This is a genomic window from Streptomyces sp. NPDC032126 (assembly GCF_055580085.1).
In genome coordinates this window covers 195,226-221,953 of record NZ_JBVIMA010000001.1, presented here as the reverse complement: position 1 = coordinate 221,953, position 26,728 = coordinate 195,226, and the positions used below count along the sequence as shown (strand labels likewise).

Below are 26,728 nucleotides of genomic sequence, written 5' to 3'. Positions count from 1 at the left end.
GCCTCGCCGTGAGTCGACAAGTCCGTGGACGACGACGCCCCGTCTGGAGGGACCATGCCGTTCGCCGTGCCCGTCCTGCCCGAGGGAGTCGATCCCGCCTGGCTGCCGGCCGAGGCCTTCCGGCCGTTGGGCGGCCGGCGGACGCTGATCCGTGGCTCGGGGCCGTTGACGGACACCGTGCACGGTGAAGTCGCCGACGCCTGCGAGCGGTTCGGCGGGCAGGTGGTGCGGGGCGAGGGGGAGCCCGGCGCCTCGTACGACCTGGTGCTGGAGACGACGGACGCGGACCACCTCGGTGACGAGGGGTTCGCGTTCGCGCGTTCGGGGGGTACGACGACCGTCTCGGCGGGTGGTCGACGCGGGCTGCTGTACGGCCTGTTCCACGTCGTGCGGCTCGGTGAAGGGGCGTTCCGGGGGACTTGGGCGACGCAGACGCATCGGCCGGCCGTCGCGCTGCGGATGCTGGACCACTGGGACAACGTGGCCGTGCATCCGGTCATGGGCCAGGTGGAGCGCGGATACGCGGGCGGCTCACTGTTCTGGCGGGACGGGCGGGCTCGGGGGGAACTGGAGCGGGTCGGATGGTACGGGCGGCTGCTCGCCGCGTGCGGGGTCAACGCGGTCGCCGTCAACAACGTCAACGTGCACGCGGCCGAGGCCCGGCTGCTGACCGAGCGGATCGGTGACGTCGCCGACATCGCGGGCGCGTTGCGGCCGTACGGGATCCGTACGCTGCTGTCCGTGTCCTTCGCCTCGCCGCTTCTGCTCGGCGGACTCGACACCGCCGATCCGCTCGACGAGGACGTCCGGCGGTGGTGGGCCGACGCGGTCCGCCGCGTGTACGACGTGATCCCGGACTTCGGCGGCTTCGTCGTCAAGGCCGACTCGGAGGGGCAGCCGGGGCCGTTCGCGTACGGACGCACGCACGCGGACGGGGCGAACCTGCTGGCCGCCGCGCTCGCCCCGTACGGCGGTACGGTCCTGTGGCGGGCGTTCGTCTACGACCACCGGCAGGACTGGCGGGACCGCTCGACGGACCGGGCGCGTGCCGCGTACGACCATTTCGCCCCGCTGGACGGGGAGTTCGCGGACAACGCCGTCCTCCAGGTGAAGCACGGGCCGATGGACTTCCAGGTGCGTGAGCCGGTGTCACCGGTGCTGGCCGCGCTGCCGCGCACCAGGGTCGCGGTGGAGTTCCAGGCCACGCAGGAGTACACCGGGCAGCAACGGCATGTGTGCTGGCTGGGGCCGATGTGGAGCGAGGTGCTGCGGTTCCGGCCGGAGGGGGCGTCCGCCGGGGACATCGGGGGCGCGGCCGATGCCTTCGTCGCGGTGTCGAACGCCGGTGACGATCCCTTCTGGACCGGGCATCCGCTCGCGCAGGCGAACCTCTACACCTTCGGGCGGCTGGCCTGGCAGCCCGGCGCCGACCCGGGGCGGATCCTGGACGAGTGGATCGGGCTGTCCTTCCCGGGCGCGCCCGAGCGGCTGGCCGACGGGCTGCGGGCGGTGCTGTCCGGCTCGTGGCGGACGTACGAGAAGTACACCGCGCCCCTGGGTGTCGGCTTCATGATGCAGCCGGGACACCACTACGGGCCGAGCGTCGACGGCTACGAGTACAGCCCCTGGGGGACCTATCACTTCGCCGACCGGGACGGCGTCGGCGTCGACCGCAGCGCGGCCACGGGAACCGGTTACGCGGCGCAGTACGCCAAGCCGTGGTCCGAGGTGTACGAGTCGCCCGACACCTGCCCCGACGAACTGCTGCTGTTCTTCCACCACGTCCCGTACGGGCATGTGCTGCACAGCGGGAAGACGGTGATCCAGCACATCTACGACACGCGCTTCGAGGGCGTGGCGGAGGCCGAGGAGGCCCGCCGGGTGTGGTCGGGCCTCGCGGGGCTGGTGGATCCCGCGCGGCACGCGCGCGTGGCGGAGCGGTTCGAGGAGCAGCTGCGGTCGGCGCGGGAGTGGCGGGACCAGGTCAACAGCTACTTCCTGAGGAAGTCGGGGGTGCCGGACGCGCGGGGCCGCCGGATCTACTGACGGCACCAGGCGGTCATGCGGTGAAGTCCTCCCGGGTCTCGGTGATCACCGGGCGGCTGGTGTGCAGCAGGGAGAGCAGGAGGGGGGTGGTGAGCAGGGCGGGGGCGGCCGCGGTGAGGGCGGCGGTGAGGCCGCCGGTCAGGACGAGCAGGGAGAGGACGCCGAGGGTGACGCGGGGCCGGTGGAGCAGGAAGTGGCCGGCGAGACGGGCGGTGTCGCGGGCGCGGAAGGCGAAGAGGGAGGTGAGGATCAGGGCGTGGGCGGCCCAGAGCAGCGCGGTGACGCCGATGAGGGCGAGGAGCGCGGCCCACCAGCCGGGCAGTCCGGTGGCGGCGAAGTGGGTGAGGGTGAACGCGATGAGTGTCAGCCAGGCCAGCAGGGGCGCCCAGAGCTTCAGGGCGGGCAGGGCGTTGAGGCGCAGGCCGCGGGCGTAGACGCGGGCCGGGTGGAGGTCGGTGAGGTCGCGGCCGCGGTGGTGCAGGGCGTAGACGGCGGCGGAGGCGGCCGGGCCGAGCGGGAGCAGGCAGAGGGCGGCGAGGGGCAGGTTGGCCGGGTCGGGGCCGAGGAGGAGCAGCACGGCCAGGCCGGGTGAGGTGGTGGTGAGGACCAGGAGCTGGGTGGTGAGGAGGGTGTGGACGAGGGCGGCGGCCCGGGACAGGGAGCCCGTCCCGAAGTCGGTGACGGCGCTGCTCATGCGGTTGCCTCCCCCCTCATCAGGTCTCCTCCCCGGTCATGAGGTCTCCTCGTCGCGGGCGAGGAGCCGGTGTTCGTCCCACCAGGGCGGGGTCTCGTCGACCAGGGGGGTCAGTTCGACGAGGGTGATCTCGTGGCGGGCGAGGGTCAGGCGCAGGTCGGCGCGGCCGTCCGTGAGGGGCAGTCGGCTGTGGCCGCGTGCGGGCTCGGCGGCCTCGTGCAGGATGTCCAGCATGCCGGGTTTCGGGGAGCGCGGGCTGCCCATGCGGCGCCAGGCGGTGTAGGCGTTTCCGTGCTCCTCGTCGACGGTGGAGCGGCGCACGAAGGCTTCGCCTCGTGGGGCGACGGGCACGGACAGGCGCAGGTCGTGGCGGTCGGGGCCGGGAGTGCGGCCGGTCGGGTCGACGGGGGCCCAGGCGAGGACGGTGACCCGGCCGTCGGGGTGGCGGGTCACCAGGTGGTCGTCGCCGCGGGCCAGCAGGTCGGCGCCCATGCGGGCCATGAACGCGTACAGGTGGTACGTCGGTTTTCTGACCTGCCGGTGGGTGAGGAGGCCGAAGCCGCCGTGGAAGAGGGCGGTGGGGACGCCCGCCTCCTCGAACACGTCGCTGAAGGTCCAGTAGGAGAAGGAGTCGGCGTGCTCGCCGCCGGCGGCGAGCACGGGCGCCAGGTAGGCGGCGTGGAAGGCGGTGTCGTGGATCGGGTTGTCGGGGCAGTAGGAGGAGTTGAACTCGGTGATGTGGACGGGCAGTTCGGCGTAGCGCGTGTTCTTGAGCTGTTCGCGCGGGGTGGCGAACTGGGTGAGCAGGTCGCCGGCGGGGGCGAGTGTCTGGTGGGAGCCGAAGGGCACGTGCTGAGCGGGCCCGGAGGTGTAGGCGTGACGGGAGACGAAGTCGACGGGGACCTCGTGTTCGGCGGTGAACTCGGCGAACCGGACGAGCCAGGGGTCGGCGCCGGGTGAGATCGCGGGGCCGCCGACCTGGAGGGCGGCGTCCACCTCCTTGACGGTGTGCGCGGTGATCTCGTAGAGCCGGTGGTAGGCCTTCTCGTCCGCGTCCTGCCAGAAGTCGGGCAGGTTAGGCTCGTTCCAGACCTCGATGGGCCAGGTGCGCACCTCGTCGAGGCCGTAGCGGTCGACGAGGTGGACGAGGGTGGCGCGGACCAGGTCGGCCCACTCCCGGTGGTCGCGGGGCGGGGTGACGTTGCCGCGCCACCAGAAGACGGTCCGGTCCCCCGAGGCCAACTCGGGTGGCATGAAGCCGAGTTCGAGGAAGGGACGGATGCCGAGGGCGAGGTAGGCGTCGATGATCTGGTCGACGTAGGTGAAGGAGTGGTGGACGTGCCGGGTGCCCTGCCAGGTGTAGGGCCGGTGGACGCCCATGCCGTCGCTGAGCAGGCCGTGGCCCCGGATGTGACGGAAGCCGATGTCCTGCTGGAGCCGGGCGAGGGAGTCCTGGTAGTCGCGGCGCAGGGCGAGGTCGGCGCGGCCGGTGCCGACGCAGAAGCGCCAGGCGTCGGGGAGGCGGCCGAGGGCGGTGTCGGGGACGCGGATCACCCGTTCTCCTTCTTGTAGCGCTCGTGGGCCTTGTTGTGCAGGGAGAGCAACTGGTCCATGTTCTTGGCCTTCAACTCGGAGACGTAGTCGTCCCATTCGGACAACGGCCGCTTGCCGAGGGCGAATTGGAGGGTGTTCTGGGTGACGTGGTCCTTGAGCGGGGTGTCCCAGAGAGTGGCCTGTTCCTGCTCGACGGACTGCAGGGGGTGGGCCGGGTCGACGGGCAGCTGCCGGCGCTGGGCCATGGCGTCCTGGAACTTCTTCTCGTCGGGGCCGAAGGACGAGGAGACCAGCTCCCAGCTGCCGCCGTAGGTGAACACGCCGTTGAAGAAGCCGAAGTCCTTCTGCAGGTCCTTGGGGGCGTCGGGGTCGGAGCCCATCAGGCTGATGCCCTCGGCCGGCCGGTAGTGGCCGCCGGTGTAGGTGTAGGTCTTGCCCTGGACGCCCCACTTGGCGAAGCGCTGGCCCTCGTCGGAGTACCACAGCCAGTCGACGAACTGCATCATGGCGACGAAGTCGTCGCTCTTGAGGGCCTTGCTGGAGATCATGACACCGTTCTCCAGGCGGCCGCCGCCGAGCAGGACGGGGCCCGCCGGGCCGATGGGCACCGGCACCATCTCGATGGTGGCGCCCTTGACCTGCTTGCCCAGGTTGTAGCGGTAGTTCTGCACGAGCTCCTGCGGGTTGGCGCTGATCGCGAAGGACTTCTCGGCGAGGAGTTTCTTGACCGCGTCGTCGTCGGTCTGGGTGAAACTCTCCGGGTCCATGAGCTTCTCGGCGACCAGCTTCCGCAGATATTCGATGACCTGGCGGAAGCCTTCCTGGGCGCCGGTGAAGACGAACTCGCCCTTCTGCGCGTCCCAGCTGACGTTGTCGTACGACCATCCGGCGCGGACGCCGTAGGCCTGGCCGAGGTAGCCGAGCAACGCGCCGGCGGGGAAGGTGGTGTTGGTGCTCCAGCGGTCGGAGAACGGGTAGCGGTCGGGGTACTCGGTCTTGATCGCCTTGAAGACGTCGTACACCTCGTCCCAGGTGGTGGGCAGACTCAGGCCGAGCCGGTCGAGGACGTCGGTGCGCAGGGCGAGCGAGTAGCCGGACTTGGCCTTCTCGTGCAGTCCGGGCAGCAGGTAGTAGTTGCCGTCGGACTGGCGGATGGAGTCGAGTTCGGGCTCCAGCCGCCACTTCTTCACCTTGTCCCGGAAGTTGGGCATCAGATGGATGTACCGGCTGACGGGGAGGATGGCGCCGGAGGAGACGAAGGCGACCTCGGAGGGGTGGTAGGTCTTGGGGATGAGGAAGGGGGCGTCGCCGGCGCCGATGAGGAGGCTGCGCTTCTTCTCGTAGTCGCTCAAGGGGACGGAGATCGGTTTCAGGGTGACGCCGGTGCGGCGGGTGAGTTCCTTCCAGAACAGCCAGCTGTTCTTCATCGGGTAGCTCGGGTTGTCGTTGTGCAGGAGGGAGAAGGACAGCGGCTTGGTCGCCTTGAACTGCTGTCCGGCCCGGTAGTCCTTCATCGCGCCGTTCTGCTTCTTCGACAGGTCCTTGCCGTCGCCCCCGTCGTCACCGCTGCCGCAGCCGGTGAGGCCGGCGAGGCCGATGAATCCGGCGGCGGCCAGAATCTGACGCCGCGACAACTGTCCGCTGTTCTCAAGGGAGTTCTTCACGGACACTCCTTTGTTCCCGTGGGGGTACGGCTGATGAAAGGGGGGTTGGCCGCAAGAGAGCCCCAGCCCTATCCCTTGACCGCGCCGAGCATCACGCCCGACACGAAGTAGCGCTGGACGAACGGGTACACGCTGAGGATCGGCAGCGAGGTGAGGACGATCGTGACCGCCTGGATGTTGGCGGCGACCTGGCTGCCCTGCTCGGTGCTGGCGCCCGCGTTGGTGGCTCCGGTGGCACCGGCGATGAGGTTGCGCAGATAGACGGTGACCGGCATGAGGTCGTTCCGGTCCATGTACAGATAGGCCTGGAACCAGGAGTTCCAGAAGGACACCGAGTAGAAGAGCACCATCGTCGCGATGACCGCCTTGGACAGCGGCAGCACGACCCTGAGCAGGATGCCGTACGTGCTGAGGCCGTCGATGGCGGCGGCCTCCTCCAGTTCGGTGGGCAGGCTCTCGAAGAACGCCTTCATCACCAGCAGGTTGAAGACGCTGATGGCGTTGGGCAGGGCGATCGCCCACACGGAGTTCTTCAGTCCGAGGCTGGTGACCAGCACATAGTTGGGGATGAGGCCGCCGGAGAAGAACATGGTGAACACGGCGACCCCGACGAGGAGACCCCGGCCCCTGAGGTGTTTCTTCGACAGGACGTAGGCATAGCAGGTGGTGAGGACCATGGCGACGGCGGTCGCCACCACCGTGTAGAACACGGTGTTTCCGTAGCCGCGCCAGAAGGTGCTGTCGGAGAACACGATCCGGTAGGTGGTGAGGTCGAACCCCTTGGGCCACAGCGTGACCTCCCCGGCCCGGATCTGGCGCTCGCCGCTGAAGGAGCGGGCGACGATATTGGCGAAGGGGTAGAGGGTCACCACGACGACGAGGGTGAGGATCACTCCGTTGACGCCCTGGAAGACGCGGTAGCCGCGCGAGGGGCGGTGCACGGAGGGCCGTACGGGGCTCACCACAGGCTCGTCCCCACCGTGCGGCGCGACAGCTGGTTCGCGGAGGTGATCAGGACGAGGCCGATGATCGCCTCGAAGAGGCCGATCGCGGCGGCGTAGCTGAAGCTGTTGGACTCGACGCCGGCGCGGTAGAGGTAGGTGGAGACCACGTCGGAGGTCTGATACGTCAGCGGGTTGTAGAGCAGCAGGATCTTCTCGAAGCCGACCGCCATGAAGGTGCCGATGTTGAGGATCAGCAGGGTGATCATGGTGGGCCGGATGCCGGGCAGGGTGACGTGCCAGGTCTGCTGCCAGCGGTTCGCGCCGTCGATGCGGGCGGCCTCGTAGAGGTCGTCGTCGATGGTGGTGAGCGCGGCCAGATAGAGGATCGTGCCCCAGCCTGCGGTCTGCCAGATCTCCGAGCCGACGTAGATCGTGCGGAACCACCCGGGTTCCTGGATGAAGCGGATCGGGTCGTGGCCGAACCAGCCCAGGGCGTGGTTGACCGGTCCGTCGGTGGCGAGCATCTGCATCGTGATGCCGGCGACGATGACGATCGACAGGAAGTGCGGCAGATACGACACCGATTGCACAAAGCGCTTCAGTGCCGTGCGGCGCACCTCGTTGAGCAGCAGCGCCAGGACGAGCGGGACCGGGAAACAGAAGACCAGGGTCAGCGCGCCCAGCCACAGGGTGTTGCGGAAGACCTGCCAGAACGTGGGGTCGGACAGGAACATGCGGACGTAGCGCAGGCCCACCCATTGCTCGCCGAAGATCGAACCGCCCGGCTCGAAGCGGCGGAAGGCGATGACGTTTCCGATCATCGGCAGATAGCGGAACAGCAGGAAGAACACCAGCGGCAGCACGGCCAGGGAGTACAGCTGCCAGTCGCGACGCAGCGCCCGCCGCCAGCCGGGGCGGCCCGGGGGCCGGGCGGGGCGGGTGCGGGCCCGCGTCGGCGGCGGGTCCTGGGTGCCGGGGGGTGGGGCCGGTGTGGTGGACGTGCTCATGCTCGGTCCTCCTGGGGCGGAGATGCGGAACCGAAACTTTCGAGCTCTTACCGGTAACTTCGCGGCAACTTACGGGCACCCGGAAAGCGCTGTCAATGGGTGGTGCGGGGGTGGATCCCGGGGGCGGGCGGGACGTTGCTTTCCCTGACGGCCGGGGTAGAACGCGGGAGTTGACAGCCGGCCCGTCCGCAAATTTCTGTGCCGTGTACGCAACGATCGCCCGCCCACGACCCCTGCGAGGTGCCGCCGTGCCCGCGTTCGACCTGCCGCTGCCGGAGCTGGAACTCCACCGCCCGGATCCCGGGGAGCCCGCCGACTTCGACGCGTTCTGGCAGCAGACCCTCGACGAGGCGTCCCGGCACGATCCGCTGGCCGACGTGCGACCGGTGAAGACCGGGCTGCGGCTCACCCGGACCTGGGACGTCACCTTCCGGGGCTTCGCCGGGGACCCGGTCCGGGCCTGGTTCAGCCTGCCCGCCGACGCGTCTGATCCACTCCCGGCGGTGGTCGAGTACGCGGGCTACGGGCGCGGCCGGGGCTTCCCCCACGACCGGCTGACCTGGGTGAACGCCGGCTACGCGCATCTGCTGATGGACAACCGCGGCCAGGGCGACCAGTACGGCGACGGCGGCGCCACCCCCGACCCGCACGCCGGCGCCCCCGGCGGCCCCGGCCCCGCCGTGCGCGGGCTGCTCGACCCCCGCGACCATCACTACCGGCGGCTGATCACCGACGCGGTGCGCGCGGTGACGGCGGTCCGTTCGCTCCCCGGGGTCGACCCGACCCGTACGGCGGTCGTGGGAAACAGCCAGGGCGGCGGACTCGCGCTGGCCGTCGCCGGGTTGGTGCCGGACCTCGCGGCGGCGGTCGTCACCGCGCCACTGCTGTGCGGCATCCGCCGGGCCCTGGACCTCACCGACGCCGGCCCCTACGGCGAGATCGCCGCGTACCTCGCCGTGCACCGGGGTGCCGAGCACGCCGCCTATCGCACCCTGTCCTATCTGGAGGGCATCTCCTTCGCCCGCCGCGCCCACGCCCCGGCCCACTTCGGCACCGGCCTGCGCGACACGGTGTGCCCGCCGAGCGGGGCGTACGCGGCGTACAACCGCTATGGCGAGCTCACGGGGAAGGATCCGCGCCGGGAGATCCACGCCTATGCCTTCAACGGTCACGAGGGGGGCGAGGGGGCACAGGTGCGGCTCCAACTGCTGTGGATGGCCGATGTGTTGGAGCAGGCGCGAGGTTGAGGGGCTGCCCCTGGCGGGGTAACGGGGGGCGTCCCCCGCTCGTTCATCTCACCGACGTGCCCGCCACCCCAACTGATTTGACATCGTTGTCCGTTGAGGCGGTACAGTCAGGTGTAGACCACATCTACGACCCGACCTCCCCTCCCCCCGTCCGTGGCACCGTCCGGCCGGGGCTCCTCCCGGTCGGCCCCTCTCCCCCGTGGGGGTCGGCCGGGCTCGCGGACCCGGTGGACCATCGGCTCACTCCACCGGGTCCGCCCCGAGCGATCCGGTCAGCCGACCCGACAGGGCAGGGTCGTGGCGCTGTCGCCGCCGGAGCCGGAGACGACATAGCCGAAGGTCGCACTCTGACCCGGACTCAACGAGCCGTTCCAGTCGGCGTTGTGGACCATCACCGCCTGGCCGTTGTAGGTGGGATTGCCGTTCCAGAGGCTGGCCACCGACTGCCCCGCGGGCAGGTTCCAGTCGACCATCCAGCCGAGCATCGGGACGTCACCGGTGTTGGTGACGGTCACCTCGGACTGGTAGCCGCCGCTCCACGTCCCCGTCGTCCTCCGGGTGGCGGAGCAGGTGCCGGGGACCGGGTCGGTGGGATTGCCGGGCTCGTGAATACCCGTCACCTCGCCGTGGCCGCCGTCGAAGACGACGTCGGAGCAGGAGTAGAAGGTCTCCGCGCTGTCCGAGCGCTGCCAGACCATGTAGATGATGTGGCGGCCCGACTTGTTGGCCGGAAGCTTCCCGGTCCAGGAGTAGTTGGCCTCGACGGTGCCCGGGGTGCCGTGCAGCGGCGGGTGGTCGGCGGAGAGGAAGGGCTGGGCCTCGATGTCGTCCCAGGTGAGGGTCTTGGTCGGGTCGAAGCCGTCCTTGGTGACGTAGACGTAGAACCAACCCGGGTGCGCGGCCCAGGCGTTGTAGGAGAAGTCGACGGTGGCACCCGAGGTGAGATGGGTGAGCGGCCAGTCGTTGCGGGGGGCGTTGAAGCCGGTGAAGTTGGGGTTTCCGCCGCTGCACAGCTGGCCGTCCGGGACGAAGCCACGGGTGCGGCCGGCGCCGTCCGAGCGCAGCACGGAGAACCAGTTGTAGAACGGCGTGGTGCCGCTGACCTGCTGGGCGTTGCGGCAGGCCGGGTTGACCGGCTTGATCTCGCCGGTGTCGGTGAGGCCGTCCTGCCAGCACAGGAACGTGCGGCTGCCGGGTTTCATCGGGGTGCCGTGGGCCTCCGCCTTGCCGCCGGCCGTGACGACCAGGCCGAGGGCGGGAACGGTGGCGAGCAGGGAGACGAGGACGAGGAGGAGGGCCCTGGCACGTAAGGCCGAGGTGGACGCCGAGATCATTTTTGTCAGGATCATGACAGATGAGTCCGTCCCTTCGTGTACGGACCGTGCGGGTGGGGGGTGTGCGCGTACAGGAGGCGGAAGCGCTCCGGGCGGGTTCCGGTCCGATGGGAGCGCTCCCACCTCCCGTGGCGGAAGGTAGCGCGAATGGGGGCGGGTGTAAACGGGGAGCGCGTCCTGAGGGAGGGGTAAACGGCGGGGCCGCACCCCCGGTTTCCCGGGGATGCGGCCCTCACGTGCCCTGCTGAGCCGCTTACTTGCGGATCAGGCTGCGCAGCACGTACTGCATGATGCCGCCGTTGCGGTAGTAGTCGGCCTCACCGGGGGTGTCGATGCGGACGACCGCGTCGAACTCGACGCCCGTGTCGGTGGTGACCTTGACCGTGCGCGGCGTGCGGCCCTCGTTGAGCTCGGTGACGCCCGCGATGGAGAAGGTCTCCTCGCCGGTCAGACCGAGGGACTCGGCCGAGGCGCCCTCCGGGAACTGGAGCGGCAGGACGCCCATGCCGATGAGGTTCGAGCGGTGGATGCGCTCGTACGACTCGGCGATGACGGCCTTGACGCCGAGGAGCGCGGTGCCCTTGGCGGCCCAGTCGCGGGACGAGCCGGAGCCGTACTCCTTGCCGGCCAGGACGACCAGCGGGATGCCGGCGGCCTGGTAGTTCTGCGAGGCGTCGTAGATGAACGACACCGGGCCGTCGGCCTGGGTGAAGTCGCGGGTGTAACCGCCCTCCGTCCCCGGCGCGATCTGGTTGCGCAGGCGGATGTTGGCGAACGTACCGCGGATCATGACCTCGTGGTTGCCGCGGCGCGAGCCGTAGCTGTTGAAGTCACGACGCTCGACACCGTGCTCGGTGAGGTACTTGCCGGCCGGGGTGTCGGCCTTGATCGCACCGGCCGGGGAGATGTGGTCGGTGGTGACCGAGTCGCCCAGCTTGGCGAGGACACGGGCGCCCGTGATGTCGGAGACCGGGGTGGTCTCCATCGTCATGCCCTCGAAGTACGGGGGCTTGCGGACGTACGTCGACTCGGGGTCCCACTCGAAGGTGTTGCCGGTCGGGATCGGCAGGGCCTGCCACTGGGCGTCGCCCGCGAAGACGTCCTGGTAGGACTTGTTGAACATGTCCTCGCCGATGGCGTTGGCCACGACGTCGTTGACCTCGGCCTCGGAGGGCCAGATGTCCTTGAGGTAGACCGGGTTGCCGTCCTGGTCGGTGCCCAGGGCGTCACGCGTGATGTCGACCTTCATGGAGCCCGCGATGGCGTACGCGACGACCAGCGGCGGGGACGCCAGGTAGTTCATCTTGACGTCGGGGTTGATCCGGCCCTCGAAGTTGCGGTTGCCGGAGAGGACCGAGGTGACCGCGAGGTCGTGGTCGTTGACGGCCTTGGAGACCTCCTCCGGCAGCGGGCCGGAGTTGCCGATGCAGGTGGTGCAGCCGTAGCCGACGAGGTTGAAGCCGACCTTGTCGAGGTACGGCGTCAGGCCCGCCTTGTCGAAGTAGTCGGTGACGACCTTGGAGCCCGGGGCGAGGGTGGTCTTGACCCACGGCTTGCGGGTCAGGCCCTTCTCGACCGCCTTCTTGGCCACCAGCGCGGCGGCGACCATGACGTACGGGTTGGAGGTGTTGGTGCAGGAGGTGATGGCGGCGACCGTCACCGCACCGTGGTCGATCTCGTACGTCGAGCCGTCGGGGGCGGTCACGGTGACCGGGTTGGACGGGGCGCCGTTCGGGGCGACGGCCGGGGCGTCGGAGGCCGGGAAGGACTCCTGGCCCGCCTCGTCCACGATGTCGACGTAGTTGCGTACGTCGGTCTTGAACTGCTCGGCGGCGTTCGCGAGGACGATGCGGTCCTGCGGGCGCTTCGGGCCGGCGATGGACGGGACGACCGTGGACAGGTCCAGTTCGAGCTTCTCGGAGAAGTCCGGCTCGGCCTTCGGGTCCAGCCAGAGGCCCTGCTCCTTGGCGTACGCCTCGACGAGCGCGACCTGCTGCTCGGAGCGGCCGGTGAGCTTGAGGTAGTTCAGGGTCTCGGCGTCGATCGGGAAGATCGCGGCGGTGGAGCCGAACTCCGGGGACATGTTGCCGATGGTGGCGCGGTTCGCGAGGGAGGTCGCGGCGACGCCCTCACCGTAGAACTCGACGAACTTGCCGACGACGCCGTGCTTGCGCAGCATCTCGGTGATGGTCAGCACCAGGTCGGTGGCGGTGGTGCCCGGGGTGAGCTCACCGGTCAGCTTGAAGCCGACGACGCGCGGGATGAGCATCGAGACCGGCTGGCCGAGCATCGCGGCCTCGGCCTCGATGCCGCCGACGCCCCAGCCCAGCACACCGAGGCCGTTGACCATGGTGGTGTGCGAGTCGGTGCCGACGAGGGTGTCCGGGTAGGCCTGGCCGTTGCGGACCATGACCGTACGGGCCAGGTGCTCGATGTTCACCTGGTGGACGATGCCGGTGCCCGGCGGGACGACCTTGAACTCGTCGAAGGCGGTCTGGCCCCAGCGCAGGAACTGGTAGCGCTCCTTGTTGCGGCCGTACTCCAGCTCGACGTTCTGCGCGAACGCCTCGTTGGTGCCGAACTTGTCGGCGATGACGGAGTGGTCGATGACCAGCTCGGCCGGGGCGAGCGGGTTGATCTTCGCCGGGTCGCCGCCGAGCTCCTTGACGGCCTCGCGCATGGTGGCGAGGTCCACGACACAGGGCACGCCGGTGAAGTCCTGCATGATCACGCGGGCGGGCGTGAACTGGATCTCCTGCGACGGCTGGGCCTGGGAGTCCCAGCTGCCGAGGGCACGGATGTGGTCGGCGGTGATGTTCGCGCCGTCCTCGGTGCGGAGCAGGTTCTCCAGCAGAACCTTGAGGCTGTACGGAAGGCGAGCCGAGCCTTCCACCTTGTCCAGCCGGAAGATCTCGTACGACTCGTCGCCCACCTGCAGCGTGCTGCGGGCGTCGAAGCTGTTCGCCGACACGACAGTCTCCTTCATTGATGTGCGCGTTCCCACCGCAATCCTGCCGCCACGACGTCTTGGCCGATCCGCTAAGGTAAGGCTAAGTTAGGTAACCCTCACTAGGGTGGCGGCTGCGGTACGCCTCGGCAGATATCTCGATGTCGAGATAACTCTAGTACATGGGGGCGGGATGGTCATGCCCGACCCGGCTCGGCGGTGGTCACACGGGGCTACCAGTCCTTTTCGGCGGTCATCTTCGCGGGAGCGAGGACGTCCACATGGCCGTGGTCGCCGTACGTGGACTGCCGCCAGTGGGCGAAGACCCCGGCGGCCCGCTCCAGGGCCTTGTCCTCCTCCACGCCGTAGTCGACATGCATCCGGGACAGGGTGTACCCGGCGCCGCCGGTGGTACAGACGCTGACACTCTCGACATGGGCGGCGAGGGCTGCGTCCGCCTTCGGGGCGCCGGTCTTGAGATACGCGAGGAATTCCCGGGTCATCGAGAACCAACGGCCCTCCCCGAGACCACCGTCCTCGGTGGTGTCCTCCACGGGCGAGCCCTGATCGTCGGTCGTGGTGTCCGGGAGCTCCTTGCCGGCGTCGTCCGATGTGGTGTCCGGGAGCTCCTTGCCGGCGTCGTCCGATGTGGTGTCCGGCAGCTCCTGGGCATCGTCCGATGTGGTGTCCGGCAGTTCCTTCCCGGCGTCGTCCGACGTCGTGTCCGGGAGTTCCTGGGCATCGTCCGACGTGGCGTCCGGCAACTCCTGACCGGTGTCGTCCGACGTCGTGTCCGGGAGTTCCCCTCCCTCGTCCGTCGTGTCCGGTTCTCCCACGACGTCGCACGACTTGCCCGGCCCGGCCGACGAGATGTCCGATGAGCCGCCCGCCGAGTCGTCCACGCGCTCCGTACCGCACGCGGTCAACCAGCAGGAGCAGACGAGTGCGGCGGCGATGACGGCACGCCGCATCTGGATCCTCATGTGCGTTCCCCCTTTCGGGAGGTGAGAGGGACACGCACGGGCCGGGGTTCCATGCCGCACGGCATGCCCGATCCGGATATCGGATGATTTGGCACTACGTTGCCGATTGCGGGGTACCCGTTGTTCCCAGTGGCCCTGACGGAGGCTCACGGGTATCACCCGAACGGACCCCCCGTCAGGCGCCATCTCATATCTGAGATAACCTCAACCTCATGGCAGACGACTACCTCGTACGCATCGGCAAGCTCATCCGTGACGCCCGGCAGCACCGGGGCTGGACACAGACGCAGCTGGCCGAAGCGCTCGGCACCAGTCAGAGCGCCGTCAATCGCATCGAGCGCGGCAACCAGAACATCAGCCTTGAGATGATCGCCCGAATCGGTGAAGCCCTGGACAGTGAGATCGTCTCGCTGGGCTACGCCGGCCCGATGCATCTGCGCGTGGTCGGCGGCCGTCGGCTGTCCGGTGCCATCGATGTCAAGACGAGCAAGAACGCGTGCGTGGCCCTGCTGTGCGCCTCCCTGCTCAACAAGGGCCGTACGGTGCTGCGCCGGGTCGCGCGCATCGAGGAGGTCTACCGCCTGCTGGAAGTGCTCAACTCCATCGGCGTACGCACCCGTTGGATCAACGACGGCGTGGACCTGGAGATCGTGCCGCCGGCCCGGCTGGACATGGCGGCGATCGACGCCGAGGCCGCCGTGCGCACCCGCTCCATCATCATGTTCTTCGGCCCGCTGCTGCACCGCATGGACCACTTCAAGCTGCCCTACGCCGGCGGCTGCGACCTCGGCACCCGGACCATCGAGCCGCACATGATCGCGCTGCGCCGCTTCGGCCTCGACATCGCGGCGACGGAGGGGCAGTACCACGCCCTCGTGGACCGCTCGGTGCGCCCGGACCGGCCGATCGTGCTGACCGAGCGCGGCGACACCGTGACGGAGAACGCGCTGCTGGCCGCCGCCCGGCACGACGGGGTGACCGTCATCCGCAACGCCTCCTCCAACTACATGGTCCAGGACCTGTGTTTCTTCCTGGAGGCGCTGGGCGTCGCCGTCGAGGGCATCGGCACCACCACGCTGACCGTGCACGGCGTGCCGGAGATCGACGTCGACGTGGACTACTCCCCCTCCGAGGACCCGGTCGAGGCGATGAGCCTGCTGGCCGCCGCCGTCGTCACCGAGTCGGAGCTGACGGTGCGGCGCGTGCCGATCGAGTTCCTGGAGATCGAGCTCGCGGTGCTGGAGGAGATGGGCCTCGACCACGACCGCACCCCGGAGTACTTCGCGGACAACGGCCGTACGCGCCTGGTGGACCTCACCGTCCGGCCCTCCAAGCTGGAGGCGCCGATCGACAAGATCCACCCCATGCCGTTCCCGGGCCTGAACATCGACAACGTGCCGTTCTTCGCGGCGATCGCGGCCGTCGCCCAGGGCAAGACCCTCATCCACGACTGGGTCTACGACAACCGGGCGATCTATCTGACCGACCTCAACCGCCTCGGCGGACGCCTCCAGCTCCTCGACCCGCACCGGGTGCTGGTGGAGGGCCCGACCCGCTGGCGCGCCGCCGAGATGATGTGCCCGCCGGCCCTGCGCCCCGCGGTGGTCGTCCTGCTGGCGATGATGGCGGCGGAGGGCACCTCGGTGCTGCGCAACGTGTACGTCATCAACCGCGGTTACGAGGACCTGGCCGAACGCCTGAACACGATCGGCGCGCAGATCGAGATCTTCCGGGACATCTGAGCCCCCGGCCCCCGTTCACGCCCACCCGGCCCGGACCGGCCGTTGCGACCGGCCCGGTCCGGGCATTGCGGACGGTCCGGGCCGGGCATTGCGGACGGCCCGGGCCGGGTCGGGCACATCCCGAACACCAAGAGAAACCAAAGAAACACGTCTTAACACTCTCTTGCATCCGACTTGGGCAGCTGCTGCTGGTCGTCTTCCTAAGGTCGAGGTGTCAACCTGGCTCCGTCGCGCCATGTCTCGTCACCTCGTTCCCCCACGGGAGTACCTGAGATGCCGAAGTCCCGCGTACGTCCCGGCAAGTGGTGGATGCTCGGCGCTGTTTCCGTCGCCACCTTCATGCTGCTGCTCGACGTCACCGTCGTGAACGTGGCACTGCCGGACATCCAGCGGTCGCTGGACTCCAGCTTCTTCGACCTTCAGTGGGTCATCGACGCCTACGCCCTCACCCTCGCCGTCTTCCTGCTCGCCGCCGGCACCCTCGCCGACCGGCTCGGCCGGCGCCGCGTCTTCGTCGTCGGCCTCGCCGTCTTCACGGTCGCGTCGCTGTTGTGCGGCCTGGCCGGCGACCCGCTGACCCTGAATCTCGCGCGCGGCGTGGAGGGGATCGGCGGAGCGGTGATGTACGCCGTCGCCCCGGCGCTGATCGCGAACGACTTCCACGGCCGGCAGCGCGCCGTCGCCTTCGGCATCTCCGGCGGCGTCACGGGCCTCGCCGTGGCCGTGGGACCGCTCCTCGGCGGGGCGCTCACCGCGATCAGCTGGCGGTGGATCTTCCTGCTGAACGTGCCGATCGGCGTCCTGGTCACCGTCGTCATGCTCACCCGGGTCGCCGAGTCGCGGGACCCCGAGCGCCGGCGCATCGACTGGCCCGGCCTCGCGGTGTTCTCCCTCGCGCTGACCATGCTCGTCTTCGCGCTCATCCGGGGCGAGGCGCGGGGGTGGACCGATCCGCTCATCCTCGGGCTGTTCGCCGGCGCCGGGGTGCTGCTGCCGGTCTTCGTGCTGATCGAACGCCGGCGGACCGATCCGATGCTCGACCTCGGTCTGTTCCGGATCCGTTCCTTCAACGGGCTGGCCATCGCGACCGTGGCGGCCAACGCCGCGCTGATGACGGCCATCCTGTTCCAGGTCCTGTACATGCAGTACGTCCTCGGGTTCTCCGCGTACGACACGGGGGTGCGCTATCTCCCCCTGACCCTGGCGGTGTTCGTCGCCGCCGCCGTGTCGGGCACCGTGGCGGACCGGGTCCCGGCCCGGCTGCTCGTCGGCGTCGGCTGTGTCGCGCTGGGGCTCGGCATGCTGGCCGCCGACGGCGTCACCGCCCACTCCCCGTGGACCGATCTGCTCCCCGGCATGCTGCTGGCCGGCTTCGGGATGGGCGTGTTCAACCCCGTCCGGGCGGCCGCCGCCGTCGCCCTGGTGCCGGTGTCCCGGGCGGGCATGGCCTCCGGTATGAGCGAGACCTTCCAGCAGGGCGGTGTCGCCCTGGGCGTGGCCGCCCTCGGCTCGGTCGCCCACGCCCGGATGAGCAGCGACTTCTCGGCGACGGTCACCGCTTCCGGGCGGTTCCCGGACCGGGTCGCGGACCAGCTCGCGGAGGCGGTCGCCGCGGGCCGGCTGACCGAGGTGGCGGGCGCGGTCCCGCCCGACCGGCGCGCGTTCGTGGCCGGCGCTGCCAACGACGCCTTCGTCGCGGGCCTCGACCTCGTCATGCGCGTCGGCGGCGTCGTCGCCGTCGTGGGAGGTCTGCTCGGCTTCGCCCTGATGCGCCGGCGCGACTTCCCCGGCGAACCCGCGCCGGATGCCGAGCGGCCCGCGGCGGAGGTGACGACCGCGCACTGAACACCCCGGGCGAGAAGCCCCCGTCGGTCCACGAGCACACGAGCAGAGAGGTCTTCCGTCATGAGCCGGTTTCTCTTCTACACCGCACCCGGCAGCGGCCATGTGTACCCGCTGATCCCCACCCTGAACGAGCTGCGGCGCCGGGGGCACGAGGCGGTCGTCTGCGCCGAGGAACCGCTCCTGGAAACCCTGCGCAAACAGGGTTTCACGGCGCTGCCGATCGCCCCCGAGATCGAGGCGCGTGAGGACGACACCTGGAAGGCGCGCACCCCGATCGGCGCGCTGCGGCGCTCGGTCGCGATGTACGTCCACCGGTCGCGGTACGAGGTGGTCGACATCCAGAAGGCGATAGCGGAGATACGGCCCGATGTGATCGCCCTGGACAACAACTGCTGGGGTGCGGCGGCCGCCGCCGAGGCGTCGGGGCTGCCGTGGGCCCAACTGGCCACCTTCCTGCTGCCGTTGACCACCCGGGACGCGCCGCCGTTCGGGCTGGGGCTGAAGCCCGCGGCCGGCTGGCCGGGGAAGCTGCGGGACGAGGTGCTGCGGCAGGGGGCCGTCCCGCTGTTCGACATGGCGTTGCCGCCGGTGAACCGGTTGCGGCGGAGCCTGGGGCTGCCGAAGGTGAGACACGTTCCGGATCTGTACATGACGGCGCCGCTTGTCCTGTCGTACACCGCGGAGCCGTTGGAGTACCCGCGCACCGAACTGCCGGCGTCCGTGCGCATGGTGGGGCCCAGCAGCTGGGACACGGCCGCGGACGAGGAGGAGCCGGAGTGGCTGGCCCGGCTGGAACGGCCGGTCGTCCTGGTCACGGTCTCCACGGTGTTCCAGGACGACGCCAAGCTCGTCCAGACGGCCCTGGACGCGTTGGCCGACGAGCCGTACGACGTGGTCGCCACGACGGCGTCGGTGGACCCCGCGAGTTTCCGCGCCCCGGCCAACGCCCATCTGTTCCGGTACGTGCCGCACAGCTTGGTGCTGCGCAGGGCGGCCGCGGTGGTGTGTCACGGCGGGATGGGAATCACCCAGAAGGCGCTGCTGGCGGAGGTGCCGGTGTGCGTGGTGCCGTTCGGGCGGGACCAGTTGGAGGTCGCGCGGCGGGTGGAGCTGTCCGGGGCGGGGACGCGGCTGCTGCCGGGGCGGCTGAACGCGGAGCGGTTGCGGGCGGCCGTGCGGGGCGCTGTCGCGCGGAAGCCGCAGGCCGAGCGGGTCGCTGCGCGGCTGGGCAGTGCGGGTGGGGCGGAGGCCGCGGCCGGTGAGCTGGAGAAGTTGTTGGCGGTGGGGTCGAAGCTGTAGCTGTTCGGGCGCGGGTGCGTGGGGGTGTTCGCGCGGTTCCCAGCGCCCCTGGCGGTTGTCGTTCGGGTGCGGGTGCGTGGGGCGTTCTCGCGCAGTTCCCCGCGCCCCTTTCGGGGTGGGCCGGGGTTTTGGGTGTGAGGCCGGCCCACCCGTTCGGGGGCTCAGCCGGTTACCAGGGCCACGTCCTGGGCGGTCCTCGCGTGGAAGTGGGGCAGGGGGAGGCCGCTGTCGGGGCGCAGTTCCATCAGGGTGGCCTCGACGCGGGCCGCGCCGGGCTTCAGCGTGTCCGGCGACGGGCGGCCGGTGTTCTGCCAGGTGTGCACCGCGCCGTCGCACACCGCCCGGCTGCCGCCGATGCCGTACCGCACGTCGTCCGCCGCGTCCTGGTCGACGGAGGAGCTGACGAAGACCGGCCCGGAGTTGCCGAGGCAGCGGTAGGTGCCGGAGAGGGTGACGGTGCCGTCTGCGGCGATGCGGCCGGTCGGGTCGACGGTGACCGTCTCGTCGGGGTCGGCGGAGGCCGGGACGGCCATCAGCAGCAGGGCGGCCACGGCGGCGGGGCCGAGGAGCGTGCGCAGGGACGGGAAGGACGACGCCATGGGAGAACCTCCAGGTGTGGGGGCTTCCACTGGTACCGGTCGAGCGCCCCGACGGCCGTGATCGTCACTCCTTCGGTGGCGAGTCCGCGACGTTTCGTCGACGTACGGTCGTGGGTGTGTCCTGGTGTTGTCACGCTCGGCGCCGCCCTCTGGCGGGGCCCGCCGGGACGGGCGCATGGTCGATCCAGAGGGGACGGCCCGCACGGCCGGCCCCACCGGACAGGCCCTCGACGCGGAGGTGCGCCATGTGTTCCCACCAGACCTCGACCGAGCCCCTCGCCCCGCAGCACATCGTGGCCGCCCACCCCGAGCAGGGCTGGTCCCTGCTGTGCGACGGCACGATCGTCTTCGACGACTCCGGTGAGCTGCTGCCCGACGGCCGTGTCGTCGCCCCGCACCGCCTGCCCGCAGATCATCAGTCCGGCAGGACCGCGAATCCGTCGAGTTCCACGAGCGCCTGCTCGTCCCACAGGCGGACGATCCCGACGACCGCCATGGCGGGGTAGTCCCGCCCGGCCGACTGCCGCCAGATGACGCCGATGTCACGGGCGTGGGCCCGGTAGTCGGCGACGTCGGTGACATACACGGTGACGCGTGCCAGATCGGCGGCCGAGCCGCCCGCCGCGGCCAGCGCGGCCAGCAGGTTGGCGAGCGCCCGCTCGAACTGCTCGGGCAACGACGCCCCTACGACCTTCCCGTCGCCGTCGAGCGCGGTCTGGCCCGCGAGGAACACCACCCGGGAGCCGGTGGCGACCACGGCGTGCGAGAAGCCGGCCGGCGGGGACAACTCCGGCGGGTTGACTCGCCGTACGCTCACCGCGTCTCCCTCCGTCTGTACAACTCCTTGGCGATGATGCCCCGTTGGACCTCGCTCGCGCCTTCGTAGACGCGGGGTGCCCGCACCTCCCGGTAGAGGTGTTCCAGCAGGTGCCCGCGCTCCAGCGCCCGGGCGCCGTGGAGTTGGACGGCCGCGTCCACGACGTACTGCGCGGTCTCGGTGGCGAGGAGTTTCGCCATCGCGGCGCGCCGCGGGACGTCCGGGTCGCCGCTGTCGTACGCCGTCGCCGCCGCGTACACCATCAGCCGGGCCGCCTCCGTGCGCAGGGCCATCTCGGCGACCTGGTGGGCCACGGCCTGGAGGTCGCTCAGGGTGCCGCCGAAGGCGTCGCGCCGGGCGGTGTGGTCGAGGGTGGCGTCGAGGGCCGCCTGGGCCATGCCGACGGCGAAGGCGCCGACGCTGGGCCGGAAACGGTTGAGCGTGTCCATCGCCACGCGGAAGCCGCCGTCGACGTCACCGAGCAGGTCGTCCGCCGTGACGGGTACGGCGTCGAAGCCGAGCGCGCCGATGGGGTGCGGGGAGAGCATGTCGAGGGGGCGGCCGGTGAGGCCGGGGCGGTCGGCGGGGACGAGGAAGGCGGTGACGCCGCGGGCGCCGGCGCCCGCGGTCGTCCGCGCGAAAACGGTGTAGAAATCGGCTTCGGGGGCGTTGGAGATCCAGCATTTCTCACCGGTGAGCCGCCAGCTCGACGGGCCGTCGGGCTCGGCGGTCAGGGTGAGCGCGGCGGCGTCGGAGCCCGCTCCCGGCTCGCTCAGCGCGAAGGCGGCCACCGCGGCGCCCTCGCCCACCGCCGGCAGCCAGCGGTCCCGCTGGGCCGGGGTGCCGTGGGCGTGGACGGGGTGGGCGCCGAGCCCCTGGAGGGCGAGGGCGGTCTCCGCCTCCGTGCAGGCGTAGGCCAGTGCCTCCCGCATCAGGCAGAGGTCGACGGCGCCGGAGGTGAACAGGCGGGCGGGCAGCCCGAGCCGGCCGAGTTCGGTGAGCAGGGCGCGGTTGACGCGGCCGGGCTCGCCCTTCTCGGCGAGCGGGCGCAGCCGGTCGGCGGCCAGGGCGGTCAGTTCGGCACGCCAGGCGGTCTGTGCCGGTTCGAGCGAGAATGCGGACATCGCCGGTCCCCTCTCCCGTACGCTCCCCCGACCATATCGCGCCCTGTTGACTGTCGTCACCAACACGATACGCTCCAGGAGCGAGCCCGGCGGGATCCGCCGGACAGGCCCTGAGGGGGCGAACCGCCATGAACGTCTCGGCCCACGTCGACACCTTCGCGCGCGACCACCTCCCGCCCCCCGAGCAGTGGCCCGAGCTGGTCTTCGACCTGCCGGAGCTGCGCTACCCCGAACGGCTGAACTGCGCCGCCGAACTCCTCGGCCACGCCGACCCGGACCGCCCGGCCTTCCACACCCCGGCCACCACCTGGACGTACGGCGAACTGCGCGCCCGTGTCGACCGGCTCGCGCATCTCCTCTCCGGCGAGCTGGGCGTCGTCCCCGGGAACCGGGTGCTGCTGCGCGGGCCCACGACGCCCTGGCTGGCCGCCTGCTGGCTCGCGGTGCTGAAGGCGGGCGCGATCGCGGTCACCGTCCTCGCCCAGCAGCGCCCGCACGAGCTGCGCACGATGTGCGGGATCGCCCGGGTGGAGCACGCGCTGTGCGACGTCCGCTGCGTCGACGACCTCGCCAAGGCCGAGGTGCCGGGCCTGAGGATCACCACCTACGGCGGTGACGGCCCCGACGACCTGCTGCGCCGCCCGGCGCCGAACACGCCGTACCGGGCCGTGGACACCGCGGCCGACGACGTGGCGCTGATCGCGTTCACCTCCGGCACCACCGGCCGCCCCAAGGGATGTCTGCACTTCCACCGGGACGTGCTCGCCATCGCGGACACCTTCGCCCGGCACGTCCTCAAGCCGCGGCCGGACGACGTCTTCGCGGGCAGTCCCCCGCTCGGCTTCACCTTCGGCCTGGGCGGCCTGGTCGTCTTCCCCCTGCGGGCCGGCGCCAGCGCGCTGCTGCTCGAACAGGCGGGCCCGCGGGAGCTGTTGCCGGCGCTCGCCGAGCACCGGGTGTCCGTGCTGTTCACCGCCCCGACCGCCTACCGGGCGATGCTCGCCGAGCAGGCCGGGTACGACCTGTCCCATCTGCGCCGCTGCGTCTCCGCCGGCGAGAACCTGCCGGAGGCCACCTGGCGGGCCTGGTACGAGCGCACCGGGCTGCGCATCATCAACGGCATCGGCGCCACCGAACTGCTCCACATCTTCATCTCCGCGGCCGACGACGCCATCCGCCCGGGCACGACCGGGGTGCCGGTGCCCGGCTGGCGGGCGCGCGTGCAGGACGAGCACGGCGAACCGGTGCCCGACGGTGAGCCCGGACTGCTCGCCGTGCGCGGCCCGGTCGGCTGCCGCTACCTCGCCGACCCGCGCCAGCGCGACTACGTGCGCGGCGGCTGGAACATCACCGGTGACACCTACGTCCGGGAGAGCGACGGCTACTTCCGGTACGTCGCCCGCGCCGACGACATGATCATCTCAGCGGGGTACAACATCGCCGGGCCGGAGGTCGAGGACGCGCTGCTGCGCCACCCGGACGTCGTCGAGGCGGCCGTCGTGGGCCGGCCCGACGAGGCGCGCGGGCAGGTCGTGGTCGGTTTCGTGGTGCTGCGGGAGGGCGCGGCGCGGGACGCCGACGCACTGCGCGCCTTCGTCAAGGAGGAGGTCGCGCCGTACAAGTGCCCGCGCGAGATCGTGTTCCTGGACGCGCTGCCCCGCACGGCCACCGGCAAGCTCCAGCGCTTCCGGCTGCGCACCGAAGGCGACCGGCAGTGATGCCGACGACCTAAAATGATCAACGTGTCAGACCAGCATGCTCCCCGGTCTCTGATCGTCACGCTCTACGGCGCCTACGGCCGCTTCGCGCCGGGCCCCGTGCCCGTCGCCGAGCTGATCCGGCTGCTCGCCGCGGTGGGCGTCGACGCGCCCTCCGTACGGTCCTCGGTGTCCCGGCTGAAACGGCGCGGGCTACTGGTGCCGGCCCGGACGGCCGAGGGCGCGGCGGGGTACGAACTGTCGCCGGAGGCACGGCAGTTGCTCGACGACGGCGATCGGCGCATCTACGCCACCGCGCCGCCGGAGGACGAGGGCTGGGTGCTGGCGGTGTTCTCGGTGCCGGAGTCGGAGCGGCAGAAGCGGCATGTGCTGCGGTCCCGGCTCGCCGCGCTCGGCTTCGGCACGGCGACCCCGGGTGTCTGGATCGCCCCGGCCCGCCTCTACGAGGAGACCCGGCACACGCTCCAGCGGCTGCACCTCGATCCGTACGTCGATCTGTTCCGCGGCGAGCATCTCGGCTTCGCGCCGACCGTCGAGGCGGTGGCCCGCTGGTGGGACCTGGCGGCGATCGCCAAGGCGCACGAGGCGTTCCTGGACCGGCACGAGCGGGTGCGGGACGCGTGGGAGCGGCGGCCGGACACCCCACCGGAGGAGGCCTACCGCGACTACCTCCTCGCCCTGGACTCCTGGCGCCACCTGCCGTACACCGACCCCGGCCTACCCCCCCGACTCCTGCCCCAGGACTGGCCGGGCGCCCGCTCGACAGAGGTCTTCCACACCCTGCACAAACGCCTGCGGGACGCGGGAGCCCAGTTCGCGGGAGTCACCCACGCCACCTCTCGCCCCACCGAGTCGGGTGGTAGGGGGGCATAGCCTCAGCCTCGGCGGCCGGTTTGGGGGCGGCGGCTTCCGGCCAGGTAGGGCTCCGGCCACCGCACACCCGCCCCCGCATACCCCTGCTCCGCCGCCGCGTGCAACGTCCAGTGCGGGTCGTACAGATGTGGCCGGGCCAACGCGCACAGATCCGCCCGCCCCGCGAGAATCAGCGAGTTCACATCGTCCCAGGACGAGATCGCGCCGACGGCGATCACCGGCACCCCCACCTCGTGCCGGATCCGGTCCGCGAACGGCGTCTGGTACGACCGCCCGAACTCCGGTGCCTCCTCGGCCACCACCTGCCCGGTGGACACATCGATCGCGTCGGCCCCGTGCGCGGCGAACGCGCGGGCGATCTCCACCGCGTCCTCCCCGGTGTTCCCGCCCGCCGCCCAGTCGGTGGCGGAGATCCGCACGGTCATGGGCCGCTCCTGGGGCCACACCCCTCGTACGGCGTCGAAGACCTCCAGCGGGAACCGCAACCGTTTGTCCAGCGACCCGCCGTACCCGTCGGTCCGCCGATTCGTCAGCGGCGACAGGAAGCCGGACAGCAAGTACCCGTGCGCGCAGTGGAGTTCGAGCAGATCGAAGCCGGCCCGAGCGGCCCGCCAGGCGGCGGCGGTGAACTGCTCGCGCAGGTCGGTGAGTTGGGCCAGCGACAGTTCGCGCGGAACCTGGCTGCCCGCCTTGTACGGCAGTGCAGAGGCGGCCACGAGCGGCCAGTTGCCCTCGGGCAGCGGCTCGTCCATCCCCTCCCACATCAGTCTCGTCGAGCCCTTGCGCCCGCTGTGCCCGAGCTGCACCCCGATCGCCGTCCCCGGCGCCCGCTCGTGCACGAAGTCGGTGACGCGCCGCCACGCCTCGCCCTGCCGTCCGGTGTACAGGCCGGCGCAGCCGGGCGTGATCCGGCCCGTCTCGCTCACGCACACCATCTCGGTCATGACCAGCCCCGCCCCGCCGAGCGCCCGCGCGCCCAGGTGGACGAGGTGGAAGTCGCCGGGGACGCCGTCGGTGGCGGAGTACATGTCCATGGGGGACACGACGACCCGGTTGCGCAGGGTCAGCCCGCGCAGCCGGAACGGTGTGAACATCGGGGGCGTGTCCACCGGGCAGCCGAACTCGCGTTCCACGGCGGCGGTGAAGTGCGCGTCGCGCAGCCGCAGGTTGTCGTGGGTGACGCGGCGGCTGCGGGTGAGGAGGTTGAAGGCGAACTGGCGGGGCGGCTGGTCGAGATAGAGCCCCAGGTTCTCGAACCACTCCAGGCTGGCCCGCGCGGCCCGCTGGGTGGAGGCGACGACCGGCTTGCGCTCCTCCTCGTAGGCCGCCAGCGCCTCCTGAAGGGAGGGCTGTCGTCGCAGGCAGGCGGCGAGGGCGAGGGCGTCCTCGACGGCGAGCTTGGTGCCGGAGCCGATGGAGAAGTGGGCGGTGTGGGCGGCGTCGCCGAGGAGGACGACGTTGCCGTGCGACCAGCGTTCGTTGACGACCGTGCGGAAGGTCGTCCAGGCCGACTTGTTGGAGGTCAGCGGCCGCCCGCCGAGCGCCTCCGTGAAGATCTTCGCGCAGGTGTCGACGGACTCCCGCTCGTCCATCGCGTCGAATCCGGCGGCACGCCAGACCTCCTCGCGCATCTCGACGATCACCGTCGAGGCGTCGGCGGAGAAGGGGTAGCCGTGCAGCTGCATGACGCCGTGCTCGGTCTCGGCGATCTCGAAACGGAAGGCGTCGAAGGGGAAGTCGGCGGCGAGCCAGATGTACCGGCAGCGGTGGGACGTGATCGTCGGCCGGAACACGGCCGGGTAGGCCTCGCGGGTCGCGCTGTGCACCCCGTCGGCGGCCACGACCAGGTCGTACGTCTGCGCCAGCCGGCCGGCGTCGGGGGCCTCGGTGCGGAAGCGGAGTTCCACGCCGAGGGCGCGGCAGCGGTCGTGGAGTATCTCCAGAAGACGTTTTCTGCCGAGGGCGGCGAAGCCGTGGCCGCCCGAGCGGTGGCGGGTGCCGCGGTGGACGATGTCGATGTCGTCCCAGCGGACGAAGTCCCGCTGCAGGGCGGCGTAGACCTCGGGGTCGGCGTGTTCGATGCCGCCGAGGGTCTCGTCGGAGAGGACCACGCCGAAACCGAAGGTGTCGTCGGGGGCGTTGCGTTCCCACAGGGTCACTTCTCGTGCGGGGTCGTGGCGTTTGAGCAGGGCGGCGGTGTAGAGGCCGCCAGGGCCTCCGCCCACGATCGCGACGCGGAGGGGGTGGTCGGGCGACCCTTCCGGTGGCACGGTCCCCTGGGCCGAGAGCAT

The 26,728-nt window shown here is 70.8% G+C and carries 19 protein-coding genes and 1 pseudogene; 8 read left to right on the top strand and 12 right to left on the bottom strand.

All coding sequences use genetic code 11. From position 1 onward, the window contains the following. Positions 1-54: 54 nt before the first annotated feature. Positions 55-2,046, top strand: coding sequence for an alpha-glucuronidase (locus ACZ5NW_RS00915; RefSeq protein WP_468741542.1), 1,992 nt, complete (start codon positions 55-57; stop codon positions 2,044-2,046). 13 nt (positions 2,047-2,059) lie between these two features. On the opposite strand, the gene ACZ5NW_RS00910 is transcribed toward ACZ5NW_RS00915, so the two are convergent. The 5 genes from ACZ5NW_RS00910 to ACZ5NW_RS00890 form a co-directional block, all read right to left on the bottom strand. Continuing rightward, positions 2,060-2,740: a hypothetical protein gene (locus tag ACZ5NW_RS00910; RefSeq protein ID WP_468741541.1), complete on the bottom strand. Its 681-nt coding sequence runs from the start codon at positions 2,738-2,740 to the stop codon at positions 2,060-2,062. A gap of 36 nt (positions 2,741-2,776) precedes the next feature. After that, positions 2,777-4,294, bottom strand: a complete 1,518-nt coding sequence (locus tag ACZ5NW_RS00905; RefSeq protein WP_468741540.1) for a GH39 family glycosyl hydrolase — start codon at positions 4,292-4,294, stop codon at positions 2,777-2,779. Beyond that, positions 4,291-5,958, bottom strand: coding sequence for an ABC transporter substrate-binding protein (locus ACZ5NW_RS00900; protein WP_468741539.1), 1,668 nt, complete (start codon positions 5,956-5,958; stop codon positions 4,291-4,293). Before ACZ5NW_RS00900 ends, ACZ5NW_RS00905 begins: the two co-directional genes overlap by 4 nt. Positions 5,959-6,026: 68 nt before the next feature. Further along, a complete protein-coding gene (locus ACZ5NW_RS00895; RefSeq protein ID WP_468742950.1) occupies positions 6,027-6,899 on the bottom strand; it encodes a carbohydrate ABC transporter permease in 873 nt (290 codons plus the stop codon). A 17-nt stretch (positions 6,900-6,916) separates the two neighbouring features. Next, on the bottom strand, positions 6,917-7,909 hold the full coding sequence (locus tag ACZ5NW_RS00890; RefSeq protein WP_468741538.1) for an ABC transporter permease: 993 nt from the start codon (positions 7,907-7,909) through the stop codon (positions 6,917-6,919). A gap of 248 nt (positions 7,910-8,157) precedes the next feature. Here ACZ5NW_RS00890 and ACZ5NW_RS00885 point away from each other — a divergent pair, with 248 nt between their 5' ends. Continuing rightward, a complete protein-coding gene (locus ACZ5NW_RS00885; RefSeq protein ID WP_468741537.1) occupies positions 8,158-9,156 on the top strand; it encodes an acetylxylan esterase in 999 nt (332 codons plus the stop codon). A gap of 272 nt (positions 9,157-9,428) precedes the next feature. Here ACZ5NW_RS00885 and ACZ5NW_RS00880 read toward each other — a convergent pair whose 3' ends face one another. From ACZ5NW_RS00880 to ACZ5NW_RS00870, 3 genes are all read right to left on the bottom strand, one after another. Further along, positions 9,429-10,505 carry a lytic polysaccharide monooxygenase gene (locus ACZ5NW_RS00880; RefSeq protein ID WP_468741536.1) on the bottom strand — a complete coding sequence of 359 codons (1,077 nt, stop codon included), beginning with the start codon at positions 10,503-10,505 and terminating at the stop codon, positions 9,429-9,431. 238 nt (positions 10,506-10,743) lie between these two features. Further along, on the bottom strand, positions 10,744-13,461 hold the full coding sequence (gene acnA, locus ACZ5NW_RS00875; protein WP_468741535.1) for an aconitate hydratase AcnA: 2,718 nt from the start codon (positions 13,459-13,461) through the stop codon (positions 10,744-10,746). Between the two features lie 209 nt (positions 13,462-13,670). Next, positions 13,671-14,420 (bottom strand): hypothetical protein, encoded by a 750-nt coding sequence (locus tag ACZ5NW_RS00870; protein ID WP_468741534.1) that lies wholly within the window; start codon positions 14,418-14,420, stop codon positions 13,671-13,673. A gap of 212 nt (positions 14,421-14,632) precedes the next feature. On the opposite strand from ACZ5NW_RS00870, the gene ACZ5NW_RS00865 reads away from it, so the two are divergent. The 3 genes from ACZ5NW_RS00865 (at position 14,633) to ACZ5NW_RS00855 (ending at position 19,306) form a co-directional block, all read left to right on the top strand. Continuing rightward, complete coding sequence (locus tag ACZ5NW_RS00865; RefSeq protein ID WP_468741533.1) at positions 14,633-16,162, top strand: helix-turn-helix domain-containing protein; 1,530 nt, start codon at positions 14,633-14,635, stop codon at positions 16,160-16,162. A gap of 273 nt (positions 16,163-16,435) precedes the next feature. Next, on the top strand, positions 16,436-18,007 hold the full coding sequence (locus ACZ5NW_RS00860; protein WP_468741532.1) for an MFS transporter: 1,572 nt from the start codon (positions 16,436-16,438) through the stop codon (positions 18,005-18,007). Between the two features lie 60 nt (positions 18,008-18,067). Further along, positions 18,068-19,306, top strand: coding sequence for a glycosyltransferase (locus ACZ5NW_RS00855; protein ID WP_468741531.1), 1,239 nt, complete (start codon positions 18,068-18,070; stop codon positions 19,304-19,306). A gap of 161 nt (positions 19,307-19,467) precedes the next feature. Here the strand turns inward: ACZ5NW_RS00855 and ACZ5NW_RS00850 are convergent, their stop codons facing one another. Further along, the gene (locus ACZ5NW_RS00850; RefSeq protein WP_468741530.1) at positions 19,468-19,905 is read right to left on the bottom strand and encodes a DUF6299 family protein; all 438 of its coding nucleotides are present in this window, start codon (positions 19,903-19,905) and stop codon (positions 19,468-19,470) included. A 245-nt stretch (positions 19,906-20,150) separates the two neighbouring features. Here ACZ5NW_RS00850 and ACZ5NW_RS00845 point away from each other — a divergent pair. Then, positions 20,151-20,318: pseudogene (locus ACZ5NW_RS00845) on the top strand (DUF5999 family protein); the annotation flags it as partial. 2 nt (positions 20,319-20,320) lie between these two features. On the opposite strand, the gene ACZ5NW_RS00840 reads toward ACZ5NW_RS00845, so the two are convergent. Both ACZ5NW_RS00840 and ACZ5NW_RS00835 read right to left on the bottom strand, forming a co-directional pair. Continuing rightward, positions 20,321-20,722 (bottom strand): RidA family protein, encoded by a 402-nt coding sequence (locus ACZ5NW_RS00840; RefSeq protein ID WP_468741529.1) that lies wholly within the window; start codon positions 20,720-20,722, stop codon positions 20,321-20,323. Then, positions 20,719-21,846, bottom strand: coding sequence for an acyl-CoA dehydrogenase family protein (locus ACZ5NW_RS00835; RefSeq protein ID WP_468741528.1), 1,128 nt, complete (start codon positions 21,844-21,846; stop codon positions 20,719-20,721). Before ACZ5NW_RS00835 ends, ACZ5NW_RS00840 begins: the two co-directional genes overlap by 4 nt. A gap of 128 nt (positions 21,847-21,974) precedes the next feature. Here ACZ5NW_RS00835 and ACZ5NW_RS00830 point away from each other — a divergent pair, with 128 nt between their 5' ends. Together ACZ5NW_RS00830 and ACZ5NW_RS00825 are read left to right on the top strand one after the other, a co-directional pair. After that, positions 21,975-23,564 carry an AMP-binding protein gene (locus tag ACZ5NW_RS00830; RefSeq protein WP_468741527.1) on the top strand — a complete coding sequence of 530 codons (1,590 nt, stop codon included), beginning with the start codon at positions 21,975-21,977 and terminating at the stop codon, positions 23,562-23,564. 15 nt (positions 23,565-23,579) lie between these two features. Further along, entirely contained in the window at positions 23,580-24,437 is an 858-nt protein-coding gene (locus ACZ5NW_RS00825) for a PaaX family transcriptional regulator (RefSeq protein ID WP_468741526.1), read from the top strand. Positions 24,438-24,439: 2 nt separating this feature from the next. Here ACZ5NW_RS00825 and ACZ5NW_RS00820 read toward each other — a convergent pair whose 3' ends face one another. Further along, on the bottom strand, positions 24,440-26,728 hold the full coding sequence (locus ACZ5NW_RS00820) for a bifunctional salicylyl-CoA 5-hydroxylase/oxidoreductase (protein WP_468741525.1): 2,289 nt from the start codon (positions 26,726-26,728) through the stop codon (positions 24,440-24,442).